General features: G+C 70.7%; 17 protein-coding genes. 14 read left to right on the forward strand and 3 right to left on the reverse strand.

Features of this window, described 5'->3' with window-relative positions; genetic code table 11:
* Positions 1 to 247 precede the first annotated feature (247 nt).
* The 10 genes from ACVHNB_RS09125 (at position 248) to ACVHNB_RS09170 (ending at position 14,997) form a co-directional block, all read left to right on the forward strand.
* Positions 248 to 5,734, forward strand: coding sequence for a HAMP domain-containing protein (locus ACVHNB_RS09125; RefSeq protein WP_428951904.1), 5,487 nt, complete (start codon positions 248 to 250; stop codon positions 5,732 to 5,734).
* A 274-nt stretch (positions 5,735 to 6,008) separates the two neighbouring features.
* On the forward strand, positions 6,009 to 6,689 hold the full coding sequence (locus ACVHNB_RS09130; RefSeq protein ID WP_428951903.1) for a response regulator: 681 nt from the start codon (positions 6,009 to 6,011) through the stop codon (positions 6,687 to 6,689).
* A gap of 115 nt (positions 6,690 to 6,804) precedes the next feature.
* Positions 6,805 to 9,546: a DNA translocase FtsK gene (locus ACVHNB_RS09135; protein WP_428951902.1), complete on the forward strand. Its 2,742-nt coding sequence runs from the start codon at positions 6,805 to 6,807 to the stop codon at positions 9,544 to 9,546.
* Between the two features lie 218 nt (positions 9,547 to 9,764).
* Positions 9,765 to 10,613 (forward strand): helix-turn-helix domain-containing protein, encoded by an 849-nt coding sequence (locus ACVHNB_RS09140; protein WP_456227780.1) that lies wholly within the window; start codon positions 9,765 to 9,767, stop codon positions 10,611 to 10,613.
* A gap of 65 nt (positions 10,614 to 10,678) precedes the next feature.
* On the forward strand, positions 10,679 to 12,139 hold the full coding sequence (gene rimO, locus ACVHNB_RS09145) for a 30S ribosomal protein S12 methylthiotransferase RimO (protein ID WP_428951900.1): 1,461 nt from the start codon (positions 10,679 to 10,681) through the stop codon (positions 12,137 to 12,139).
* Positions 12,136 to 12,843 (forward strand): CDP-diacylglycerol--glycerol-3-phosphate 3-phosphatidyltransferase, encoded by a 708-nt coding sequence (gene pgsA, locus ACVHNB_RS09150; RefSeq protein WP_456227781.1) that lies wholly within the window; start codon positions 12,136 to 12,138, stop codon positions 12,841 to 12,843. Before rimO ends, pgsA begins: the two co-directional genes overlap by 4 nt.
* Positions 12,840 to 13,409 (forward strand): CinA family protein, encoded by a 570-nt coding sequence (locus ACVHNB_RS09155; protein WP_428951898.1) that lies wholly within the window; start codon positions 12,840 to 12,842, stop codon positions 13,407 to 13,409. Before pgsA ends, ACVHNB_RS09155 begins: the two co-directional genes overlap by 4 nt.
* A gap of 109 nt (positions 13,410 to 13,518) precedes the next feature.
* Positions 13,519 to 13,899, forward strand: coding sequence for a helix-turn-helix domain-containing protein (locus ACVHNB_RS09160; RefSeq protein ID WP_324769056.1), 381 nt, complete (start codon positions 13,519 to 13,521; stop codon positions 13,897 to 13,899).
* Between the two features lie 159 nt (positions 13,900 to 14,058).
* A complete protein-coding gene (locus ACVHNB_RS09165) occupies positions 14,059 to 14,532 on the forward strand; it encodes a Dps family protein (protein WP_428951897.1) in 474 nt (157 codons plus the stop codon).
* Positions 14,533 to 14,670: 138 nt separating this feature from the next.
* On the forward strand, positions 14,671 to 14,997 hold the full coding sequence (locus ACVHNB_RS09170) for a hypothetical protein (RefSeq protein ID WP_456227782.1): 327 nt from the start codon (positions 14,671 to 14,673) through the stop codon (positions 14,995 to 14,997).
* Here the strand turns inward: ACVHNB_RS09170 and ACVHNB_RS09175 are convergent.
* The 3 genes from ACVHNB_RS09175 to ACVHNB_RS09185 all read right to left on the reverse strand — a co-directional run bounded on the left by ACVHNB_RS09175 (position 14,945) and on the right by ACVHNB_RS09185 (position 21,384).
* Entirely contained in the window at positions 14,945 to 15,721 is a 777-nt protein-coding gene (locus tag ACVHNB_RS09175; protein WP_428951895.1) for an SDR family NAD(P)-dependent oxidoreductase, read from the reverse strand. The genes ACVHNB_RS09170 and ACVHNB_RS09175 overlap by 53 nt on opposite strands.
* 50 nt (positions 15,722 to 15,771) lie before the next feature.
* Positions 15,772 to 16,578, reverse strand: coding sequence for an Fpg/Nei family DNA glycosylase (locus tag ACVHNB_RS09180; RefSeq protein WP_428951894.1), 807 nt, complete (start codon positions 16,576 to 16,578; stop codon positions 15,772 to 15,774).
* 69 nt (positions 16,579 to 16,647) lie between these two features.
* Positions 16,648 to 21,384 carry an ATP-dependent helicase gene (locus tag ACVHNB_RS09185; protein ID WP_456227783.1) on the reverse strand — a complete coding sequence of 1,579 codons (4,737 nt, stop codon included), beginning with the start codon at positions 21,382 to 21,384 and terminating at the stop codon, positions 16,648 to 16,650.
* An 88-nt stretch (positions 21,385 to 21,472) separates the two neighbouring features.
* On the opposite strand from ACVHNB_RS09185, the gene ACVHNB_RS09190 reads away from it, so the two are divergent.
* The 4 genes from ACVHNB_RS09190 (at position 21,473) to ACVHNB_RS09205 (ending at position 24,713) form a co-directional block, all read left to right on the forward strand.
* Complete coding sequence (locus tag ACVHNB_RS09190) at positions 21,473 to 22,489, forward strand: helix-turn-helix transcriptional regulator (protein ID WP_428957521.1); 1,017 nt, start codon at positions 21,473 to 21,475, stop codon at positions 22,487 to 22,489.
* The gene (locus ACVHNB_RS09195; protein WP_428957520.1) at positions 22,396 to 23,109 is read left to right on the forward strand and encodes an AzlC family ABC transporter permease; all 714 of its coding nucleotides are present in this window, start codon (positions 22,396 to 22,398) and stop codon (positions 23,107 to 23,109) included. Before ACVHNB_RS09190 ends, ACVHNB_RS09195 begins: the two co-directional genes overlap by 94 nt.
* Entirely contained in the window at positions 23,106 to 23,414 is a 309-nt protein-coding gene (locus ACVHNB_RS09200; RefSeq protein WP_456227784.1) for an AzlD domain-containing protein, read from the forward strand. Before ACVHNB_RS09195 ends, ACVHNB_RS09200 begins: the two co-directional genes overlap by 4 nt.
* 120 nt (positions 23,415 to 23,534) lie before the next feature.
* A complete protein-coding gene (locus ACVHNB_RS09205) occupies positions 23,535 to 24,713 on the forward strand; it encodes a PucR family transcriptional regulator (protein WP_428951891.1) in 1,179 nt (392 codons plus the stop codon).
* The last annotated feature ends 14 nt before the right edge of the window (positions 24,714 to 24,727 follow it).

Raw genomic sequence — 24,727 nt, forward strand, 5'->3', positions numbered from 1 at the left:
CGGGGTGGGTGGACAGCCGCATGCAAGGTTACTTACCTTCGCCGTCCATGCGGATGCCGGTCGTCAGTGTTTCCGTCCGGAGGGTGTGCGGACGGTGTGCGAAGCTGCCGAACTGTTATGGCCTGGTTCAGCCATGGTGAAACACTGGGCAAGCTTCCGGAGAGAACGCATTGGAAAGCCGATGCGACGGTAGAAGCGAACCCGAGCAAGCCGAGCAGTTCAGGTCGACCCCTGCGGGAGGGACACAGTGGAGTCTGGCGCAGCGACGCGGGGCAGGAAAACGCGCGCAGAAGGCGGACAGTCCCTGAGTAAACAGCACAAGTCGCGTAATGGGACCACAACAGTGGACACCGCGGCGCTGAACAGACTGCTGGCCGGTCTCGTCGCCATGCGGGACGGCAACTTCCGCAAGCGGCTCACCGTCAACGGCGACGGCGTGATGTCGGAGATCGCTGCCGTCTTCAACGAGGTGGCCGACCGGAATCTGCATCTGACCGGTGAGCTGTCCCGGGTCAGGCGAACGGTCGGGCGGGAGGGCAAGCTCACCGAGCGCCTGGAGGCGGGCGCCTGCGAGGGCTCCTGGGCCGCCGCGATCAACGCGTCGAACGCGCTCGTCGACGACCTCGTACGACCTGTCTCCGAGGTCGGCAGGGTGCTCACGGCGGTCGCGGAGGGCGATCTGTCGCCGCGCATGGAGCTGCGTGCGCAGGTGCCGGAGGGGGCGGGGCACCCGCTGCGCGGCGAGTTCCTGAAGGTCGGGCGGACCGTCAACAACCTGGTCGACCAGCTCTCCACCTTCACGGACGAGGTCACGCGCGTGGCCAGTGAGGTGGGTACCGAGGGCAAGCTCGGTGGACAGGCACGCGTTCGTGGGATGTCCGGTTCGTGGAAAGATCTCACGGATTCGGTCAATACGATGGCGTACCGGCTCACCGCTCAGGTGCGTGACATTGCTCTCGTCACGACCGCGGTGGCCAAGGGTGACTTGTCGCGAAAGGTCACGGTTCACGTCGCGGGCGAAATGCTCGAGCTGAAGAACACCGTGAACACGATGGTCGATCAGCTGTCGTCGTTCTCCTCCGAGGTCACACGGGTGGCTCGGGAGGTGGGCACCGAGGGCGAGCTGGGCGGGCAGGCGCAGGTGCCCGGTGTGGCCGGTGTGTGGAAGGACCTCACCGATTCGGTGAACCTTATGGCCGGCAATCTGACCGCCCAGGTGCGAGGGATCGCTCAGGTCACTACAGCTGTAGCGAACGGTGACCTGTCGCAGAAGGTGACGGTGTCGGCGCGCGGCGAGGTCGCCCAGCTCGCCGAGACGATCAACCAGATGACCGAGACGCTGCGTACGTTCGCAGACGAGGTCACCCGGGTCGCCAACGAGGTCGGTGCCGAGGGCCAGCTCGGCGGCCAGGCCAATGTGCCGGGCGCCGCCGGTACGTGGAAGGACCTCACCGACTCCGTCAACACGGTCTTCCGGAACCTCACCACGCAGGTGCGTGACATTGCCACTGTCACGACGGCGGTGGCGAGCGGTGACCTCTCGCAGAAGGTCACCGTCGACGTCGCCGGTGAAATGCTGGAGCTGAAGAACACCGTCAACACGATGGTCGACCAGCTGTCGGCCTTCGGCTCCGAAGTCACGCGCGTGGCGCGCGAGGTCGGCGTCGAGGGTGAACTGGGCGGCCAGGCGCTGGTGCCGGGTGCGGCCGGCACCTGGAAGGACCTCACCGACTCCGTCAACACGGCTTTCCGCAACCTGACCGGTCAGGTGCGCAACATCGCCCAGGTGACGACGGCGGTGGCCAACGGTGACCTGTCGCAGAAGGTCACCGTCGACGTCTCCGGCGAGATGCTCCAGCTGAAGAACACCGTGAACACGATGGTGGACCAGCTCTCCAGCTTCGCCGACCAGGTGACCCGTATGGCGCGCGACGTGGGCACGGAGGGCCGCCTCGGCGGTCAGGCCCGTGTGGACGGTGTGAGCGGTACGTGGAAGGAACTCACCGACTCCGTCAACTTCATGGCGGGGAACCTGACTTCACAGGTGCGGCAGATCGCCCAGGTCACTACAGCTGTAGCGCGCGGTGACCTCTCCCAGAAGATCGATGTCGACGCGCGGGGCGAGATCCTCGAACTGAAGAACACCATCAACACGATGGTGGACCAGCTCTCCGCGTTCGCGGACCAGGTGACCCGCGTGGCCCGCGAGGTGGGCACCGAGGGGCGCCTGGGCGGACAGGCGCAGGTGCCCGGCGTCGCCGGTGTGTGGCGCGACCTGACGGACTCCGTGAACGGCATGGCCGGCAACCTCACGGCCCAGGTGCGCAACATCGCGCAGGTCGCCACGGCGGTGGCGCGCGGTGACCTGTCGCAGAAGATCGACGTGGACGCGCGGGGCGAGATCCTTGAGCTGAAGAACACCCTCAACACGATGGTGGATCAGCTGTCGGCCTTCGCCGAGCAGGTGACGCGGGTGTCCCGTGAGGTGGGTACGGACGGCATCCTCGGCGGACAGGCCGAGGTGCAGGGTGTGTCGGGTACGTGGAAGGACCTGACGCAGTCCGTGAACGGCATGGCGAACAACCTGACCCTTCAGGTGCGCAACATCGCCGAGGTCACTACAGCTGTAGCGCGCGGAGACCTCTCCAAGAAGATCACCGTCGACGCCAAGGGCGAGATCCTCGAACTCGTCACCACGGTCAACACGATGGTGGACCAGCTGTCGTCGTTCGCCGAGCAGGTGACCCGGGTGGCCCGCGAAGTGGGCACCGAGGGCCAACTCGGCGGCCAGGCACGGGTTCCGGGCGTCACCGGTATCTGGAAGGACCTGAGCGACAACGTCAACCTGATGGCCAACAACCTGACCATGCAGGTGCGCAACATCTCCCAGGTCGCCAACGCCGTGGCCAACGGCGACCTGACCCGTACGGTCACCATCGAGGCCCGCGGCGAGGTCGCGCAGCTCGCCGACACGTTCAACACGATGGTGAAGACGCTGAGTTCGTTCGCCGACCAGGTCACCAAGGTGGCCCGCGAGGTGGGCACGGACGGCATCCTCGGCGGCCAGGCCCGCGTCCCCGGCGTGGCCGGCACGTGGAAGGACCTCACCGAGTCCGTGAACGGCATGGCCTCGAACCTCACCGGTCAGGTGCGCAACATCGCCATGGTCACGACCGCCATCGCCAAGGGCGACCTGACCAAGAAGATCGACATCGACGCGCGCGGCGAGATCCTCGAACTGAAGACGACGATCAACACGATGGTCGACCAGCTGTCGTCGTTCGCCGAGCAGGTCACCAGGGTGGCCCGCGAAGTGGGCACGGAGGGCCAGCTGGGCGGCCAGGCGCGGGTGCGCGACGTGGACGGCACGTGGCGCGACCTGACCGAGTCCGTGAACGAGATGGCCGGGAACCTGACCCGTCAGGTGCGTGCCATCGCGGCCGTCGCCACCGCGGTGACCCGCGGCGACCTCAATCTGAAGATCGACGTCGACGCGGCGGGCGAGATCCAGGTCCTGCAGGACAACATCAACAAGATGATCTCGAACCTGCGCGACACCACGATCGCCAACGAGGAGCAGGACTGGCTCAAGGGCAACCTGGCCCGCATCTCCGGCCTGATGCAGGGCCGCCGAGACCTCGACGACGTGGCCTCGCTCATCATGAGCGAGCTGACGCCGGTCGTCTCCGCGCAGCACGGCGCGTTCTTCCTGGCGCTGCCCCTGGACGACGTCGCCGACCCGACGACGGCGCCCGAGGACGCGTACGAACTGCGCATGCTCGGCAGCTACGGCTACTCCATGGGCTCCATGCCGACGTCCTTCCGCCCCGGTGAGACGCTCATCGGGACCGCCGCGCAGGAGCGGCGCACGATCCTCGTGGACAACGCGCCCAGCGGCTACCTGAAGATCGCCTCGGGGCTCGGTGAGGCGCCACCGGCGCAGGTCATCGTGATCCCCGTGCTCTTCGAGGGCACGGTGCTCGGCGTGATCGAGCTGGCGTCGTTCACGCCGTTCACGCAGATCCAGAAGGACTTCCTGGGGCAGATCGCCGAGATGATCGCGACGAGCGTCAACACGATCTCCGTCAATACGAAGACGGAGGTGCTGCTGAAGCAGTCGCAGGAGCTCACCGAGCAACTCCGGGAGCGCTCGGCCGAGTTGGAGAACCGGCAGAAGGCCCTCCAGGCGTCCAACGCCGAACTGGAGGAGAAGGCCGAACTGCTCGCCCAGCAGAACCGCGACATCGAAGTGAAGAACACCGAGATCGAAGAGGCGCGGCAGGTCCTGGAGGAGCGCGCCGAGCAGCTCGCGGTGTCGATGCGCTACAAGAGCGAGTTCCTCGCCAACATGTCGCACGAGCTGCGCACTCCGCTCAACTCCCTCTTGATCCTCGCCAAGTTGCTCGCCGACAACGCCGACTCGAACCTCACCCCGAAGCAGGTCGAGTTCGCCGAGACGATCCACGGAGCGGGCTCCGACCTGCTCCAGCTGATCAACGACATCCTGGACCTGTCGAAGGTCGAGGCGGGCAAGATGGACGTCTCGCCGACACGCATCGCCCTGGTGCAACTCGTCGACTACGTAGAGGCCACGTTCCGTCCGCTGACCGCGGAGAAGCAACTCGACTTCTCCGTAAGGGTCTCGCCGGAACTGCCCACCACCTTGCACACCGACGAACAGCGTCTCCTTCAGGTGCTGCGCAACCTGCTCTCCAATGCGGTGAAGTTCACCGACTCGGGCGCCGTGGAGCTCGTCATCAGGCCGGCAGGGGCCGATGTGCCGAACGCCATTCGTGAACAGCTCCTGGAAGCGGGCTCGTTGAGGGAGGCGGACGCCGACCTGATCGCCTTCTCGGTGACGGACACCGGCATCGGCATCGCGGCCAGCAAGATGCGGGTCATCTTCGAGGCGTTCAAGCAGGCCGACGGCACGACCAGCCGCAAGTACGGCGGTACGGGCCTCGGGCTGTCCATCAGCCGGGAGATCGCCCGCCTGCTGGGCGGTGAGATCCACGCGGCGAGCGAGCCCGGCCGCGGCTCCACGTTCACGCTGTACCTGCCGCTGCACCCGAGCGAGCTCCCGCCCCAGGGGTACACGCAGCTCGCCCCGGCCGTCGAACCGGGCCGGCCACTGGCCCTGGACGCCGCGCCGGAGCCGGCCCAGGTGGAGACCCCGGCCGAGGTGAAGTCGTACCAGGAGACCCAGAACGGTGCCGCCGCGCTCTTCAGGCGCCGTCGCAAGACCGCGCCGCCGTCCGAGCCGCGCCAGGCGCTCCCGGAGCAGGCGGCGCCCGCTCAGGAGCACTGGGAGAACGGGGAGGCGCAGGGCGCACCCAAGGTGAGGCGTGCCTTCCACTTCGGTGGGGAGAAGGTGCTCATCGTCGACGACGACATCCGCAATGTCTTCGCACTCACGAGCGTGCTGGAGCAGCACGGGCTGTCGGTCCTGTACGCGGAGAACGGGCGTGAGGGCATCGAAGTGCTGGAGCAGCACGACGATGTGACCGTGGTGCTGATGGACATCATGATGCCGGAGATGGACGGCTACGCGACGACGACGGCGATCCGCAGGATGCCGCAGTTCGCCGGGCTGCCGATCATCGCGCTCACCGCGAAGGCCATGAAGGGCGACCGGGAGAAGGCCATCGAGTCGGGTGCGTCCGACTACGTCACGAAGCCGGTCGATCCCGACCATCTGCTGTCTGTGATGGAGCAGTGGATGCGCGGTGACTGACCGGAATCCGAAACATTCACGCGGAGTTGCTGACTGAGTGTGGCCGTGGCCGTGTAGAAGTGCGGTAACCGGGGAACCTTCTGGTCTCCCGCTGCGTTTCTGCTACGTGCACAGTGACATCTCGGTGACAGGGTGTGGCGACAGGCGGGGTACGGCTACGATGACCGGCACAAGGACGGGCGACGCAAGGGAGTCGTCCCCTGGGGCGGCGACAGGAGTCTCCCCGAATCCTGCGGACAGGGGCGGCCCCATGCCGGGGCGAGGAGGGCGGGCCATGGTGCAGAAGGCCAAGATCCTCCTGGTCGATGACCGGCCGGAGAATCTGCTGGCGCTGGAGGCCATCCTCTCCGCGCTCGATCAGACGCTGGTGCGGGCATCGTCCGGGGAGGAAGCGCTCAAAGCGCTGCTCACGGACGATTTCGCGGTCATTCTGCTGGACGTTCAGATGCCGGGAATGGACGGTTTCGAAACCGCGGCGCACATCAAGCGTCGAGAGCGGACACGGGACATCCCGATCATCTTCCTCACCGCGATCAACCACGGCCCGCACCACACGTTCCGTGGCTACGCGGCGGGTGCGGTCGACTACATCTCCAAGCCGTTCGACCCGTGGGTACTGCGCGCGAAGGTCTCGGTCTTCGTGGAGCTGTACATGAAGAACTGCCAACTCCGGGAGCAGGCGGCTCTGCTGCGGCTTCAGCTGGAGGGCGGCGGCAGGTCCGTCGGCGACGCGAAGGAGCCCGCGGGGCTGCTCGCCGAGCTGTCGGCGCGCCTCGCCGCGGTCGAGGAGCAGGCCGAGGCGCTGTCCAAGCAGCTCGACGACGACTCGGCGGACGCGGCGGCCGTCGCCACGGCCGCGCACCTGGAGCGCAAACTCACCGGTCTGCGCAGGGCCCTTGACGCTCTGGAGCCCGGCGCGGGCAGCGGCACGCCCTCCCTGCCGTCCCAGAACTGAGCCGCGGTGCGGGCTTTGAGCCCGCGTCAGCTCAAGCGCCGTCCATTCGCGACACAAAAGGGTGAAGCACCGGGCACACGTGTCCGCGGACGCCTCCCCCGGTAACCTCACAGCTATGGCCTCACGTCCCGCAGCCAAGAAGACGCCCGCGAAGAAGGCGGCCGCGCCGACCAAGGCTCCGGCGAAGAAGGCCCCTGCGAAAAAAGCTCCCGCCAAGAAGGCGCCCGCGAAGAAGGCAGCGGCGAAGAAGCCCGCCCCCAAGCCGGCGCCCAGTCCCACAGGGGGCCTGTACAAGGTCGTACGCGCCCTGTGGCTCGGCGTCGCGCACAGCGTAGGAGCGATGTTCCGCGGCATAGGGCGCGGCGCGAAGGGGCTCGACCCGGCGCACCGCAAGGACGGCCTGGCGCTGCTCCTGCTCGGCATCGCCCTGATCTGCGCAGCCGGCACATGGTCCAATCTGCAAGGACCTGTCGGCGACCTTGTCGAGGTCCTGGTGACCGGCGCGTTCGGCCGGCTCGACCTGCTGGTGCCGATACTGCTCGGCCTCATCGCCGTACGCCTCATCCGGCACCCGGAGAAGCCCGAGGCCAACGGGCGCATCGTCATCGGCCTGTCCGCGCTCGTCGTCGGCGTGCTCGGCCAGGTCCACATCGCGTGCGGCTCGCCCGCGCGCGACGACGGCATGCAGGCCATAAGGGACGCGGGCGGGCTCATCGGCTGGGCCGCCGCGACCCCGCTGAGCTTCACGATGACCGAGGTCCTCGCGGTCCCTATGCTCGTGCTGCTCACCGTCTTCGGTCTGCTCGTGGTCACCGCGACGCCCGTCAACGCGATCCCGCAGCGGCTCCGGCTGCTCGGGGTGAAGCTCGGCATCGTGCACGACGACACGGCCCTACAGGAGCCCGGCGCCGACGAGTACGACGAGGAGTGGCGCGAGGCCGCCCCCGCGCGCGCGAGGCGGCGCTCCACGGCCCCGGAGGCGTACGACCCCGACCGCATAGAGGAAGACGCGCTCTCCAAGCGGCGCAGGCCCCGGCGCACGTCCGTGCAGCCCGCCATGGAGCGGCCCATGGACGCCGTCGACGTGGCCGCCGCTGCCGCCGCCGCGCTCGACGGTGCCGTGCTGCACGGGATGCCGCCGTCGCCCCTGGTCGCCGACCTGACGCAGGGCGTCGGCAGCGAACGCGGGCAGCGCACGGGGGAGGCGCCCGAGCCGGAGCGCTCGGTGCCCGTGCCCACGGCCCGCGGCAAGAAGGCCGAGCAGGCCGCCGAGGAGCCCGAGGCGACACCGTCGAAGCTCGCCGTGCCCGACCTGACCAAGTCCTCGCCCGAGCAGATGCGCGACCTGCCGCCGCGTGCCGAGCAGCTCCAGCTCGCCGGCGACATCACGTACGCGCTGCCGTCGCTCGACCTCCTGACGCGCGGGGGGCCCGGAAAGTCGCGCAGCGCGGCCAACGACGCCGTCGTCGACTCGCTGTCGAACGTCTTCACCGAGTTCAAGGTCGACGCCGCCGTCACGGGCTTCACGCGCGGCCCGACGGTCACGCGGTACGAGGTCGAGCTCGGCCCGGCCGTGAAGGTCGAGAAGATCACGGCCCTCGCCAAGAACATCGCGTACGCCGTGGCGTCGCCGGACGTCCGGATCATCAGCCCCATTCCCGGCAAGTCCGCGGTCGGCATCGAGATCCCGAACACCGACCGCGAGATGGTGAACGTCGGCGACGTGCTGCGCCTCGCGGACGCCGCCGAGGACGACCACCCGATGCTCGTCGCGCTCGGCAAGGACGTCGAGGGCGGCTACGTGATGTCGAATCTCGCGAAGATGCCGCACGTCCTGGTCGCCGGCGCCACCGGCTCCGGCAAGTCCTCGTGCATCAACTGCCTGATCACCTCGATCATGATGCGGGCGACCCCCGAGGACGTACGCATGGTCCTCGTCGACCCCAAGCGCGTGGAGCTGACGGCGTACGAGGGGATCCCGCACCTCATCACGCCGATCATCACCAACCCGAAGAAGGCCGCCGAGGCGCTCCAGTGGGTCGTACGTGAGATGGATCTGCGCTACGACGACCTCGCGGCGTTCGGCTACCGGCACATCGACGACTTCAATCAGGCCATCCGCGACGGCAAGCTCAAGACTCCCGAGGGCAGCGAGCGGGAGCTGAAGACGTACCCGTATCTGCTGGTGATCGTCGACGAGCTCGCCGACCTGATGATGGTCGCGCCGCGCGACGTCGAGGACGCCATCGTGCGGATCACCCAGCTCGCGCGCGCGGCGGGCATTCACCTGGTGCTCGCCACGCAGCGCCCGTCCGTCGACGTGGTCACCGGCCTCATCAAAGCGAACGTGCCCTCGCGCCTCGCCTTCGCCACCTCTTCGCTCGCCGACAGCCGCGTCATCCTCGACCAGCCCGGTGCCGAGAAGCTCATCGGCAAGGGCGACGGCCTGTACCTCCCCATGGGCGCGAACAAGCCGACCCGTATGCAGGGTGCTTTCGTCACCGAGGACGAGATCCACGCCGTCGTACAGCACTGCAAGGACCAGATGGCGCCCGTCTTCCGGGACGACGTCACCGTGGGTACGAAGCAGAAGAAGGAGATCGACGAGGACATCGGCGACGACCTCGAGCTGCTCTGTGCCGCCGCCGAGCTGGTCGTGTCCACCCAGTTCGGGTCCACATCCATGCTGCAGCGCAAGCTCCGCGTGGGCTTCGCCAAGGCCGGGCGCCTGATGGACCTGATGGAGTCGCGCAACATCGTGGGGCCGAGTGAGGGGTCGAAGGCCCGGGACGTCCTCGTGAAGCCGGACGAACTGGATGGAGTGCTCGCGGTGATCCGCGGGGAGGCTCAATCCTGAGGATCTTTCGATTTTGATGTCACTCGGACGAGGATCCGGGGCAACCGTTTCCCCAACGAGTACGTCAAGTTGAGGGAGGGGGCAGCGAGCTGTCCCGCCATCAGGACGTCCGGCCATTCTGATGGCGTACAAAGTCCGACCGCCCGGTTGCCCCACCCTTTCGTACCCCCCCTAGACTGAACCTCCAGCAGGTGGCTACACGCTCGAAAGGCGCCCCCGTGTCCATCGGCAACTCCCCTGAAGACGACCGTCCTTCGGAAGACCGCACCCCGCACGCGGACGACTGGCCCTCCATCGGCCGTGCCCTTCAGCAGGCACGTATCGACGCGGGGCTGACCGTCGACGAGATCAGCCAGTCGACCCGAGTCCGCATCCCGATCGTGCACGCCATCGAACAGGACGACTTCTCCCGGTGCGGCGGCGACGTGTATGCGCGCGGCCACATCAGGACGCTCGCGCGCGCCGTGGGCCTCGACCCTGAGCCCCTTCTGGCCCAGTACGGCGACGCGCACGGCGGGCAGCCCGCTCCCACCCCGGCCACCCCGCTGTTCGAGGCCGAGCGCATCCGCTCCGAGCCGCGCCGGCCCAACTGGACCGCCGCCATGGTCGCCGCGATCGTCGCGGTGATCGCCTTCGTGGGCTACACCGCGGTCAACGGCGGCGACGACGGCGGTGACAAGCAGCAGGCCGCCGAGGGGGCCACGCCCGCGACCAGCAAGCCCGCCCCCAAGCCGAGCCCGTCGACCAAGAAGCCCGTCGATCCGAAGCCGGACCCCTCCGACAGCGCGATCGCGGCCGCCCCGCCGAACAAGGTCACCGTGAAGATGACCGCGGCGGAGGGGCGCAGCTGGATCTCGGCCAAGGACCACAACGGGCGGATCCTGTTCGACGGGCTGCTCGAAAAGGGCCAGTCGAAGACGTTCCAGGACAACCAGAAGATCGATCTCGTGCTCGGTGACGCGGGCGCGATCCAGCTGTTCGTGAACGGCAAGCAGATCGACGACGAATTCCAGCCCGGGCAGGTCGAGCGCCTCACCTACACCAAGGGTGACCCCGAGGTCGGATGACCTGGGCGATCCTTCGGTAACCCTCGCGGCGAGGGCTGTCAGTGGAACAAAGTAGTCTTGAGTCCATGCCCGAACGCCGTACCGTCGCACTTGTCACTCTCGGCTGCGCCCGTAACGAGGTGGACTCGGAGGAGCTCGCAGGCCGCTTGGAGGCGGACGGCTGGGAGCTCGTCGAGGACGCCGAGTCCGCCGATGTCGCCGTCGTCAACACCTGTGGCTTCGTCGAGGCCGCCAAGAAGGACTCGGTCGACGCCCTGCTGGAAGCCAATGACCTGAAGGGCCACGGCAGAACCCAGGCCGTCGTGGCCGTCGGCTGCATGGCCGAGCGCTACGGCAAGGAGCTCGCCGAGGCGCTCCCCGAGGCCGACGGTGTGCTCGGGTTCGACGACTACGAGGACATCTCCGGCCGCCTCCAGACCATCCTCGCCGGCGGCAACGTGGAGGCGCACGCCCCGCGCGACCGGCGCCAGCTGCTGCCGATCAGCCCTGCCGAGCGGCAGGAGGCGGGGGCCGGTGTCGCGCTTCCGGGCCACGCTCCGGCGGACCTGCCCGAGGGGCTCGCTCCCGCGTCCGGGCCGCGCGCGCCGCTGCGGCGCAGGCTCGACGGCTCGCCCGTCGCCTCCGTCAAGCTGGCCTCCGGCTGTGACCGACGCTGTACGTTCTGCGCGATCCCGTCGTTCCGCGGCTCCTTCATCTCGCGCCGCCCCAGCGACGTGCTGAACGAGGCGCGGTGGCTGGGCGAGCAGGGCGTCAAGGAGATCATGCTGGTCTCCGAGAACAACACGTCGTACGGCAAGGACCTCGGCGACATCCGCCTCCTGGAGTCGCTGCTGCCCGAGCTCGCGGCCGTCGACGGGATCGAGCGGGTGCGCGTCAGCTATCTGCAGCCCGCCGAGATGCGGCCCGGGCTCATCGACGTACTAACCGGGACCGACAAGGTCGTCCCGTACTTCGACCTCTCCTTCCAGCACTCGGCGCCCGGCGTGCTCCGCGCGATGCGGCGCTTCGGTGACACCGACCGGTTCCTGGAGCTCCTCGACACCATTCGGAGCAAGGCGCCGCAGGCCGGTGTCCGGTCGAACTTCATCGTGGGCTTCCCCGGCGAGTCCGAGTCCGACTTCGCCGAGCTGGAGCGCTTCCTGAACGGTGCGCGGCTGGACGCCATCGGCGTGTTCGGCTACTCCGACGAGGAGGGCACGGAAGCGGCGACCTACGAGAACAAGCTCGACGAGGACGTCGTCGCCGAGCGCCTCGCGCGCGTGTCGCGCCTCGCCGAGCAGCTGGTGTCACAGCGGGCCGAGGACCGCCTCGGCGAGACCGTGGAGGTGCTCGTCGAGTCCGTGGACGCCGAGGACGGCGTCATCGGGCGCGGTGCGCACCAGGCGCCCGAGACGGACGGCCAGGTGCGGCTCACGGGCGGCGCGGACCTGCGCGTCGGCCGTATGGTCGAGGCAAAGGTGGTCGGAACCGAGGGCGTGGACCTCGTCGCGGAGCCGCTCGACAGTGCTGAGGAGGCGCGCAGATGACCGGAGTCCCGGCATCCGCCACGGGCGGCACCGGTACGCCGGCGCCCGGCGGCAAGCTGGGCGCTGCGGCCGTCAACCAGGCCAGCCTGTGGAACATCGCCAACATCCTGACCATGGTGCGGCTGCTGCTCGTGCCCGGGTTCGTGATGCTCATGCTGGCCGACGGCGGGTACGACCCCGTGTGGCGCGCCTGGGCCTGGGCGGCGTTCGCCGTCGCGATGATCACGGATGTCTTCGACGGGCACCTGGCGCGTACGTACAACCTGGTCACCGACTTCGGGAAGATCGCCGACCCGATCGCCGACAAGGCGATCATGGGTGCGGCGCTGATCTGTCTGTCGTCCCTCGGGGATCTGCCGTGGTGGGTCACCGGCGTCATCCTCGGGCGTGAGCTCGGGATCACCCTGCTGCGGTTCCTGGTGATCCGCTACGGGGTCATCCCGGCCAGCCGCGGCGGCAAGATGAAGACGCTCGCGCAGGGCACGGCCGTCGGCATGTACGTGCTGGCGCTGACCGGGCCGCTCGCCACCTTCCGGTTCTGGGTGATGGCGGTGGCCGTCGCGCTGACCGTGCTGACCGGGCTCGACTACGTGCGGCAGGCGGTCGTGCTGCGCCGCGCGGGCCTGGCGGAGGCGCAGGCCGCCGCCGCGGCGTCCCAGGCGGCCGCCGCGCAGGCGTCGTCCTCGGAGGCGGCCGAGAAGTGACGGACGAGGCTGCCGAGGCGCTGCGGCTGTTGACCGGGCGAGGGGAGACCCTTGCCGTCGCCGAGTCGCTCACCGGCGGTCTGGTGGCCGCGGAGCTGGTGGCGGTGCCCGGAGCCTCGAAGGCCCTACGCGGATCCGTCACGGCGTACGCCACGGAGCTCAAGCACCGGCTGCTCGGCGTCGACGCCGAGCTGCTGGCCGAGCACGGGCCCGTCCACCCCGAGGTCGCGCTGCAGATGGCGGCCGGAGTGCGCGAGGCGCTCGGCGCGGACTGGGGGATCGCCACGACCGGCGTCGCAGGCCCCGAGCCGCAGGACGGGCAGCCCGTGGGCACCGTCTTCGTGGCCGCCGTCGGGCCGGGGAACGGTGTTTCGAAGACCACACGGAATTTCGCTGGTAGCCGCAAAGTGCTCGAGCTGCGGTTGAACGGCGACCGTACGGAAATCCGTATGGAGAGTGTACGGAGTGTGCTCGGCCTGCTCACGGAAGAGCTGGTCGGAGGGCATTCCGGCGAACGTACTGAGAATGCGCGGGCACAGGATACGGAACAGAACGGGGGGTTTTGATGTTTGCAGCCCTGAGTGAACACGACATCGCTCCCCGCACGGCCGCGGCACGAGGCGGTACGGTGGGGCGTGAAGGATGCGGCTACGCGGTCCGAGGAGGGAGCCACCGATGATTCTGCTCCGTCGCCTGCTGGGTGACGTGCTGCGTCGGCAGCGCCAGCGCCAGGGCCGTACTCTGCGCGAAGTCTCCTCGTCCGCCCGAGTCTCGCTCGGCTATCTCTCCGAGGTGGAGCGGGGGCAGAAGGAGGCTTCCTCCGAGCTGCTTTCCGCGATCTGCGACGCGCTTGACGTACGGATGTCCGAGCTGATGCGCGAGGTGAGCGACGAGCTCGCTCTCGCGGAGCTGGCCGAGTCGGCAGCAGCGGTCCCGTCGGAGCCGGTGCGCGCACCGGTTCGTCCGATGCTCAATGCGGTATCCGTGACCGGCGTCCCGCCGGAACGGGTGACGATCAAGGCGCCTGCGGAGGCGGTCGACGTCGTAGCGGCGTAGCGTCTGCGGGCACTGTGAAGTGTGGGAGAGCCCCGATCGGGAAACCGGTCGGGGCTTTCTGCTGTGCGCTTGAGGTCGAAGGTCCCAGATTCTGGCTCCGCGTGTCCGTAATAGTGCATGTGTGCCATCGTTGTTGGTGATTTCCTATGGAGGTGACGGATGTACGTCGTGAAGAGCCCGCTGTCCGATGCTGATCTGAAGGTCGTGGCCGAGGCGCTGCAGGGCGCCCTGGTGGACCTGGTCGACCTCTCTCTCGTGGCGAAGCAGGTCCACTGGAACGTGGTCGGGCCTCGGTTCCGGTCGGTGCATCTTCAGCTCGACGAGGTCGTGGACACCGCGCGCCAGCACTCCGACACCGTCGCGGAGCGGGCCTCGACGCTGGGTGTCCCGCCGGACGGCCGGGCCAAGACCGTGGCCGCCACGACCGGTATCGGCCTGGTGCCCGACGGCTGGGTGAAGGACACGGACGCGGTGGGGACGCTGGTGGAGGCCCTCGGCGCGGTGATCACTCGGATGCGTGAGCGGATCGAGGCGACCGGCGAGGCGGACCCGGTGAGCCAGGACATCTTCATCGGCATCACGGCCGACCTGGAGAAGCACCACTGGATGTTCCAGGCCGAGAATCGCGGCTGACCCGCCCGTTCCGCAGGCGGACGGTGCGGGGGCGCGTCACAGGGTTCGTGGCGCGCCCCCGGTGCGTTCCGCCGGGCACGACAGTGGGCAACTCAGCGTCGAGGAGACAAGCCGGTGACGGGTGGAGGTGAGCGGTCGGTGGCAAGACGGCTGCTGCGCTGGATACCGGCCGTGGTGCTCGGCGCGCTGTGGTGGTGGGGTGTGCTGCGCCTGGCCTTCGCGCCGGATGCCGGGGCGTTCGAGGGGGCGGTCGCGGCCGGCGGCTGGGGGCTCAGCCTGCTTCCGGTGCACGCGCTGCCGAAGGCGCGAGCGGCGGGTGTGGCCGGGGCGTCGGGGCACCAGGGGGCGCGGCGGGTGCGGGCGCGGGCGGTGCGCGCGGGGCGGGAGATCGGGGTCGGGGCGCGGGGGCAGGTCACCAGGGCATGGCGACGCCGCCGTTCGGACGGAGGATCTGGCCCGTCGTGAACGACGCGGCGTCCGAGGCGAGGTGCAGGACCGCATGTGCGATCTCCTCGGGGGCGCCGACCCGGCCGAGCGGGGCCATGCGCACCATCAGGGACTCCGTGTGGGCCTGGACGGCGTCGTCGTGGCGGGTCGTCATCGGCGTCCGGATCCAGCCCGGCGCGACCGCGTTGACACGGATGCCGTGCGGGCCGACCTCCGTGGCGAGTGTCTTGGTGAGCTGTACGACGGCGGCCTTGGCCACGCCGTAGCAGAGCAGGCCAGGGCCGCCGGTGTCGATCGCGCCCGAGGCCATGGTGACGATGCTGCCGTGGGTGCCCGCCGCGATCATCGTGCGGGCCGCTTCCTGGCACGCGTACAGAACGCCCTTGAAATTGATGGCGAGCACCCGGTCGAGGTCCTCGTCGCGGGTCTCCAGGACGGGGCTGCTGTGCATGATGCCGGCGACGGCGGCCATGATGTCCAGCGTGCCGGTGGGGCCGGCAGCGGCGGCGACGGCTTCGGCGACCTGGGCGCGGTCCGACACGTCCAGGGTGTGGGTGTGGGCGATGCCGCCGGTCTCCTTGATGAAGGCCGCCGTCTCGTGCAGGCCCTGCGCGTCGCGGTCCGCGCAGTGCACGGTGGCTCCCGCCTCGGCGAGGAGCGCGGCCGAGGCGCGCCCGATGCCGCTGGCGGCGCCGGTGACGAATGCGATGCGTCCGGTGAGGTCGTACGCCTTGACGGGCATGAGGGGACCGTACGAGCTCCTCTGACGGACCGTCAATTGGCGTGCGGGGATTACCTGATGGGGGACGGACCCGACTGGCATGCGGGGCACCAGTAGGTGGGGCGTTCGCGAGAGCCGTCACCCTGGTCGGCCACGCGGATCGAGGTGCGGCAGCGCAGGCAGGGGCGGGGTGACCTGCCGTAGACGTACAGGCGCTCGTCGGGGCGGGCGCGGCCGGTGGTGACGCGGGTCGGGCGGTCGCGGTTGGCTTCGAGGAGCTTCTTGGCGAGCAAGGGGAGACGCTCGGCGGTCCCGGGCGACAGCTCGCCGACGGGGAGCCAGGGCGTGGTCCGGAGGAGGAAGCACAGCTCGGACTTGTAGACGTTGCCGATGCCGGCGAGATTGCGCTGGTCGAGGAGTGCCTCGCCGAGGGGGCGGGCGGGATCCCGCAGCAGGTTGCGCAGGGCCGTGTCGGGGTCCCAGTCCGGGCCGAGCAGGTCGGGGCCGAGATGGCCGACGGCCTTGGACTCCTCGGCGGTGCGCAGCAGTTCGAGCACGGGGAGGCGGTAGCCCACGGCCGCGTGCGACTCGTTGGCGAGGATGGCCCGGATCTGATGGGCGGGGCCGCCGCGCCAGCGCTCGCCCGGGGCGTAGATCTTCCAGGCGCCGTCCATCCGCAGGTGCGAGTGCAGGGTCAGGCCGCCCTCGATGCGGGTCAGCAGATGCTTGCCGCGCGGGGTGACGTCCAGGACCGTGCGGCCGGTGAGGTCCGCGGTGGCGAACCGGGGGACGCGCAGGTCGGAGCGGATGAGCACCTGGCCCGCGAGTGCGGTGTGCAGCCGCTTCGCGGCGTGCAGGACGGTGTCTCCTTCGGGCATGGATCCAGGGTAGGCGGCGTGCTGTCGATGGGCTGGCCCGCAGGGCGCGGTCCGGTGCAGTCGGCGGCGTCACGCCCGCAGACGCAGGCCGCGGGGCGTCGCGTGGAAACCGGCTCCTTCCAGGAGAGGGGCGTACGGGGAGGTGAGCGCGGCCTCGCCGTTGATCCGCTCGACCGTGATCGTGCCCAGGGCGCCGGAGCGGGCCGCCTCGGCCAGGGACTGGGCGGCGGCGGGCAGGCGAGGATCCTCCGTGAGGTGGGCGGCGGTCGGCGGCGCGGAGCCGGCCTCGGCGGCGGGCCAGGCGAGGAGCGTCTTCCCGCCGCGCTCCATGTAGAGCGACAGCTCACCGTCGACGAGGACCACCAGGGAGCCTGCCTTGCGGCCCGGCTTGTGGCCCGCGCCGGTGGGCGGCTCGGGCCAGGGGAGGGCCGCGCCGTACGCACTGGCCGGGTCGGCGGCCGCGAGGACCAGGGCGCGGGGAGCCGTGGTCCGGGCCGCGGGGGCCTCGGCCTGGGCGTACGGGTCGGGCGGGGGCGCGCCGCGCTCCCGCGCGTTGGCCGCCGCGCGCAGGCGGTCCACCGCGCCGTCCATCGCGAACTGGGCGGCGCCGAGCCCCTCCACCACATATCCGCGCCGGGCCTGCCCGCTCTCCTCGAAGACGGACAGGACCCGGTACGTCGCCGAGAAGCCGCCCTCGACGCCTTCCGCGGCGACCGCGCCGCGGGTCACCACACCGTGCCGGTCCAGGAGGGTGCGGGCCAGGGCATGGGCGCGCACGGTCGGGTCGGGCTCCTGGGCGGGCAGCAGCGACCAGCGCCCGGCGACGGTGGGCGGGCCCGTGCGCGAGGTGGCCCGGGCGGCAGCCGTCAGACCTCCGTAGCGGCCGCGCGGAACGGCTCTGCGGGCGCGGTGGGCGGTGGAGCCCGCGGTGCGGCCCGAGCCGAGGAGGGCGCGCATCGGGGCGAGCGTGTCGTTCGTGAGCCGGCCCGACCAGGCCAGCTCCCAGAGAGCGTCGGCCAGCTGGGGATCGGTCGACTCGGGATGGGTGGTGGCGCGGACCTGGTCGGCGATCTGCCGGAAGAACAGGCCATAGCCTCCCGAGAGGCTGTCCAGGACCGACTGGTGGAGCGCCGTGAGCTCCAGGGGGTGCGGGGGCGGGAGCAGGAGCGGGGCGGCGTCGGCGAGGTAGAGGGAGACCCAGCCGTCCTTGCCGGGGAGCGAGCCCGCGCCGGCCCACAGCACTTCGCCGGACGCCGTGAGCTCGTCGAGCATCGCCGGTACGTAGCCGGAGACACGGGAGGGCAGAACCAGCTTCTCCAGGGCCGAGGCGGGTACGGAGGCGCCCTGGAGCTGCTCGACGGCGCGGACCAGACCGTCGATGCCGCGCAGGCCGTGGCCGCCCAGGTGCTGCCACTGGGGCAGGAACTGGGCCAGCGCGGCGGGTGGCACCGGCTCGAGCTCGTGCCGCAGCGCGGCGAGGGAACGGCGGCGCAGGCGGCGCAGCACGGCGGCGTCGCACCACTCCTGACCGATGCCGGCGGGATGGAACTCGCCCTGCACGACCCTGCCGTTCGCGGCGAGGCGCTGGAGGGCGCCCTCCGTGACCGCGGTGCCGAGCCCGAACCGGGTGGCTGCCTGGGGGGAGGTGAACGGCCCGTGAGTGCGGGCATAGCGGGCCAGGAGGTCGCCGAGAGGGTCTTTGACCGGCTCGGTGAAGGCCTCCGGGACCCCGACCGGGAGCGCCGTGCCGAGGGCGTCGCGCAGGCGGCCCGCGTCCTCGATCGCCGCCCAGTGGTCCGTCCCCGCGATACGGACCCGGATCGCTCGCCGGGCCGAAGCGAGGTCCTCGGCCCAGCCCGGCTCCGCGCCGCGCTCGGTGAGCTCGGCGTCCGTCAGCGGCCCCAGGAGGCGCAGCAGGTCCGCGACTCCCTCGGCGTCCTTGATACGCCGGTCCTCGGTACGCCACTGCAGTTCCTGCTCGAGCTCCGCCAGGACGTCCGCGTCGAGCAGCTCGCGCAGCTCGGCCTGGCCAAGGAGCTCGGCCAGCAACCGGGAGTCCAGGGACAGGGCCGCCGCGCGGCGCTCGGCGAGCGGGGAGTCGCCCTCGTAGAGGAACTGCGCGACGTAACCGAACAGGAGCGAACGCGCGAAGGGGGACGCCTCCGGGGTGGTGACCTCGACCAGGCGCACCTTGCGGGACTCGATGTCGCCCATCAGCTCGGCGAGGCCCGGGACGTCGAAGACGTCCTGGAGGCACTCCCGCACCGCCTCCAGGACGATCGGGAAGGAGCCGAACTCGCTCGCCACCTGCAGCAGTTGGGAGGCGCGCTGACGCTGCTGCCACAGAGGCGTGCGCTTGCCCGGGTTGCGCTTGGGGAGCAGCAGCGCGCGGGCGGCGCACTCGCGGAAGCGGGAGGCGAACAGGGCCGAGCCGCCCACCTGGTCGGTGACGAGCTGGTCGACGTCCCCCTTGTCGAAGGCGACGTCCGCCGCGCCGATGGGGGCCTGCTCGGCGTCGTACTCGAGGCCCGGCTTCGTGGGTTCCTGGTCGAGGAGGTCCAGGCCCATCACATCGGCGTCAGGCAGGCGCAGCACGATGCCGTCGTCGGCGTGCATGACCTGGGCGTCCATGCCGTACTTCTCGCTGAGCCGGGCGCCGAGGGCGAGCGCCCACGGGGCGTGCACCTGGGCACCGAAGGGGGAGTGGACGACGACTCGCCAGTCGCCCAGCTCGTCCCGGAAGCGCTCGACCACGATGGTGCGGTCGTCCGGGATGTGGCCGCACGCCTCGCGCTGCTCGGCCAGGTACGACAGCACATTGTCCGCGGCCCACTGGTCGAGCCCCGCCGCGCTGAGGCGCACGCGCGCGTCGTCGGGCTTCAGTGAGCCGACCTCGCGGAGGAACGCGCCCACCGCCCGCCCCAGTTCGAGCGGGCGGCCCAGCTGGTCGCCCTTCCAGAAGGGGAGCCGGCCGGGAACCCCGGGGGCCGGGGAGACGAGCACGCGGTCGCGCGTGATGTCCTCGATGCGCCAGGAGCTGGTGCCCAGCGTGAAGACGTCGCCGACGCGGGACTCGTAGACCATCTCCTCGTCGAGCTCGCCGACGCGGCCGCCGCCCTTCTTGGGGTCGGCGCCCGCGAGGAAGACGCCGAAGAGACCGCGATCGGGGATCGTGCCTCCGGAGGTGACGGCCAGACGCTGTGCCCCGGGACGGCCTGTGACGGTGCCGGTGACGCGGTCCCAGACGACGCGCGGGCGCAGCTCCGCGAAGGCGTCGGAGGGATAGCGGCCCGCGAGCATGTCGAGGACACCGGTGAACGCCGATTCGGGGAGCGAGGCGAAGGGGGCCGCTCGGCGGACGAGGGCCAGCAGGTCGTCGACCTGCCAGGCGTCCAGGGCCGTCATCGCGACCAACTGCTGGGCCAGCACGTCCAGCGGGTTGGCCGGGACCCGGAGGGACTCGATGGCGCCGGACCGCATCCGCTCGGTCACGACCGCCGACTGCACCAGGTCGCCGCGGTACTTCGGGAACACGACGCCGGTGGAGACCGCGCCCACTTGGTGGCCCGCACGTCCGACGCGCTGCAGGCCGGACGCCACGGACGGCGGGGACTCCACTTGGACGACGAGATCGACCGCACCCATGTCGATGCCCAGTTCGAGGCTGGACGTGGCGACGACAGCGGGCAGTCGGCCCGCCTTCAGGTCCTCCTCGACGAGCGCGCGCTGCTCCTTGGAGACCGAACCGTGGTGCGCGCGGGCGATGACCTGGGGCGCGCCCGTCGCCGCGCCGGAACCGCCCATCAGCTCGGCGGGGGAGTGGGCCTCGGGAAGGGATTCTCCGGTGGCGCGCTCGTACGCGATCTCGTTCAGCCTGTTGCACAAGCGCTCCGCCAGGCGGCGGGAGTTGGCGAAGACGATGGTCGAACGGTGGGCCTCGATGAGGTCCGCGATCCGCTCCTCCACCGAGGGCCAGATCGACGGGCGCTCGGCTCCCTGGTCGGAGTCGGCGACCGGGGAGCCGCCGAGCTCGCCCAGGTCCTCCACCGGGACGACCACCGACAGGTCGAACTCCTTGCCGGACGGCGGCTGGACGATCTCCACCCTGCGCTGCGGCGACAGATAGCGCGCCACCTCGTCGACCGGACGGACCGTCGCGGACAGGCCGATGCGGCGGGCCGGCCGCGGCAGCAACTCGTCCAGGCGCTCCAGCGAGAGCGCCAGGTGGGCGCCGCGCTTGGTGCCGGCCACCGCGTGCACCTCGTCCAGGATCACCGTCTCGATGCCGGTCAGCGCGTCCCGCGTGGCCGACGTCAGCATCAGGAACAGCGACTCCGGGGTCGTGATCAGGATGTCCGGCGGACGTGTGGCCAGCGCGCGGCGCTCGGCGGGCGGGGTGTCACCCGAGCGGATGCCGACCTTCACCTCGGGCTCGGGCAGACCCAGACGCACGGCTTCCTGGCGGATCCCGGTGAGCGGGCTGCGCAGATTGCGCTCCACGTCCACCGCGAGCGCCTTCAACGGCGACACGTACAGGACGCGACAGCGCTTCTTGGGGTCGGCGGGCGGCGGATCGGAGGCCAGCTGGTCGAGGGCGGCGAGGAAGGCGGCGAGCGTCTTGCCCGAACCCGTCGGCGCGACGACCAGCACGTCCGAGCCCTCGCCGATCGCCTGCCACGCCCCGGCCTGCGCGGACGTGGGCGCGGAGAAGGCCCCCGTGAACCAACCGCGGGTCGCGGGGGAGAACCCGTCAAGGGCACTGCGGGCGCTGTGGGCGCCGTCGGCCCCCTGCCTGGACCTGACCATGCCTCCATCCTGCACCCCACCACTGACAATGGGCATGACCTGCGGAAACGGCTGGTTCGCGGAGAGTGACGTGGCGCAGAATGGGGCCATGGCGGGCAAGGGCGAATGGGCACGGCACTGGCGGTACGAGCAGCTGCCCGGGCTGGACCTGCTGCGGGCCCGCTACCTCCGCCACACCTTCCCGCGCCACAGCCACGACGGCTATGTGTTCGGCGCGGTCACGCACGGTGTCGAGGAAGTCGGACTGCCCCATGGCACCGTGCACGCCGGGCCGGGCAGCGTCGTCATGATCAATCCCGAGGTGGCGCACACCGCGCGGGCGGGCGGCCCGGACGGCTGGTCGTACTTCACGCTCTACCCGTCGGCGGAGGTCGTCGCCGAGGTCGCCGCGGAGACCACCACCGTCCGCGGCACGGCCGGCTTCGGCGAGACCATCGTCACCGACCCGCGGGCCGCGCAGCTCATCAGGGAGGTCCACCGGGCCGCCGAACAGGGCAACGCACTGGCCGCCGACAGCCTGCTGCGGGTCGTGCTCGCCCGGCTGCTGCGCGACCACGGCACGGCGCTCGCCCAGCGGCCGCACCGGTCCGCGGGAGCCGAGGCCGCGGCACGCGCGCGTGACGTCCTTGAGGAGGGCATGGCCGACCCGCCGTCCCTGGAGGCGCTCGCGGCGGACCTCGGCACCAGCCCCTTCGCCCTCCTGCGGGCCTTTCGCGACGCCTATGGGATGCCGCCGCACACCTGGCTCACCAACGCCCGGGTGCGCACCGCGCGCAGGCTCCTCGAGAAGGGCACCGCCCCCGCCGATGCCGCCGTGGCCGTCGGATTCACCGACCAGCCGCACCTGAACCGGCACTTCACCCGGATCGTCGGGGTGCCTCCGGGCGCCTACCAGCGGGAGCGCAAGAACGTACAAGACCCTGACCGGCTACTCCCCGTACTGTCCGGGACGTGGCAGAACAGACAACACCCACCGACATACGAACAGCGGACGGTCCCCGTCCCGAGCACATCGAAGAGGCCGGCAAGCCCGACGCCGCCGTCGTCCGTGACGCGCTCGGCGTCGGCGTCGCCGTCGGACTGTCCGGATTCGCCTTCGGGGTGACCTCGGCGGGCAGCGGCCTCAGCGTGCTGCAGACCTGCGTGCTCAGCCTTCTTGTGTTCACCGGGGCCTCGCAGTTCGCGCTCGTCGGTGCGCTCGCGGCCGGCGGCAACCCGTTCACCGCCGCCGCGGGTGCGTTCTTCCTGGGGGTGCGCAACGCGTTCTACGGGCTGCGCCTCTCCCAGCTGCTGGCCCTCCCGCGCGCGGTGCGGCCGTTCGCCGCGCACTGGGTCATCGACGAGACGTCTGCGGTCGCCCTGGCCCAGCCGACGCGGCGCAGCGTGCGCCTCGGCTTCACCGTCACCGGGCTGACCCTGTATGTCCTGTGGAATCTGACCACGCTCCTCGGCGCCCTGGGAGCCGAGGCCATCGGCGACACCGACGCCTGGGGGATCGACGCGGCCGGGCCGGCCGTCTTCCTCGCGCTGCTGGCACCGATGCTGAAGACCACTACGGAGCGAGTCGTCGCGGGTCTCGCCGTCGTGCTCGGGCTCGGGCTGCTTCCTGTGCTGCCCGCAGGCGTTCCGGTCCTCGTGGCCGCGCTCGCCGCGCCGGCCGTGCTCTACGTAGAGGGGCGTCGCCGCCCCGCCGCTTCCGATGCCGCGCAAGGAGGAGACCGTTGAACATCTGGATCGCCATCGGCGTCACCGCTGTGGGCTGCTACGCCGTCAAGCTGATCGGCCTGCTCGTGCCCGCCGGAGCCCTGGAACGGCCCACGGTGAAGCGGCTCGCGGCGCTGCTGCCGGTCGCGCTGCTCGCCGCGCTCACGGCGCAGCAGGTGTTCGCGGACGGGCGCACCCTGGTTCTCGACGCCAAGGCCGCGGGGCTCGCCGCGGCTGCCGTCGCCCTGGTGCTGCGCGCACCGTTCCTTGTGATCGTCGGTGTCGCCGTGGTGGTCACGGCAGGAGTGCGGGCGCTCACCGGGTGACAGGATCCGTGCGGCGTCACATGGAACGCGCCTCATCGCACCTCTAGGCCGTCTGGGTAATGTGACGCGTCACAACCGAGCCGCCGAGTGCAGAACCGCGTACAGCACCGAGGGAGGGCCGTGCCTCTGTCACCCGAAGCGCGCTCCCTCGCTGCGCGCTGCGAGCCGCGCGTCAACGCGTTGGCCCGGCGCATGGCCCGCGACTCCTTCGAGGAGCTGCCCGGGTACGCGGATCTGCCCGACGACGTGAAGGACGTGGAGATCGCCGCGACCGCCCGGCACGGCGTACGGCTGTTCCTGCGCCGGGTCGGCGACCTCGACCCCGAGGTGTCCGACAGCCACCGGCTGTTCCGCGAGAGGGCCGCCCAGCGCGCCGAGGAGGGCATGCCGCTGCATCTCCTGCTGCGCACCCACGCGCTCGGCGTCTACGTCCTGTGGCAGGCGCTGCGCGACGTGGCACGCCCCGGTGAGGAGGCCGCCCTCGTCGAGCTGGTCGACGTCCTGCTGGAGAGCCACCCCGGCGTCGTGGGCGCGGTCGCCGAGACGTACCTGGACGAACGCTCCGCGCTGGAGGCCGAACAGCGCGCCCAGCAGCGGTCGCTGCTGCGCGGACTGCTCGACGGCATGCTCCCTTCCGGCCATGAGCTGCTCGACCAGCTCCACATCGAGGGCCCCGCCCTCGTCCTCGCCCTCGGCCTGGACACACCGTCCCCGGAGAGCCCCGTCGCGGTACGCCGCCGTCTGCGGCGTCTCCAGACCGTCCTGGACCACGCCTTCCGTGTGGACGTGCTGGCGCTCCTGGACGGCGACGGCGGCCGCGTCGTCGTTCCCGAGGACTGCGACCCGCCCGACGACCTGCCGCGGCAGCTGAGCAGGGCGAGCGGTCTGCGCGTGCGGGTGGCCGCGGTGCGGGCGGACGGACCCGAGCACATCACCGACGCGGCCCGCACCGCGACCGAGATCCTGCGCATCACGCGCGTGTGCGGCATGCCACCCGGTCTGCACCGCCTCGACGACGTCCTGCTCGAGTACCACCTCTCGCGGCGCAACGAGAGCAGCCACCGCATCGCCGCGCTCCTCGACCCGGTCGCCGGGCGGCCCGAACTCCTGGAGACACTGCGCACCCATCTGGCCCACCAACAGGACCGCAGGGCCACCGCCGCCGCGCTCGCGCTGCACCCGAACACCGTCGACAACCGGCTCGCGAAGATCGCCGAGCAGACCGGCATCGACCTGCCGTCGCCGCGCGGAACGGCCCTCGCGATCGCGGCGCTGCTGCTGCGCGACTCCGAGGACTGAGCGCGGAGGACCGC

It is taken from the genome of Streptomyces sp. YJ-C3 (assembly GCF_053891275.1).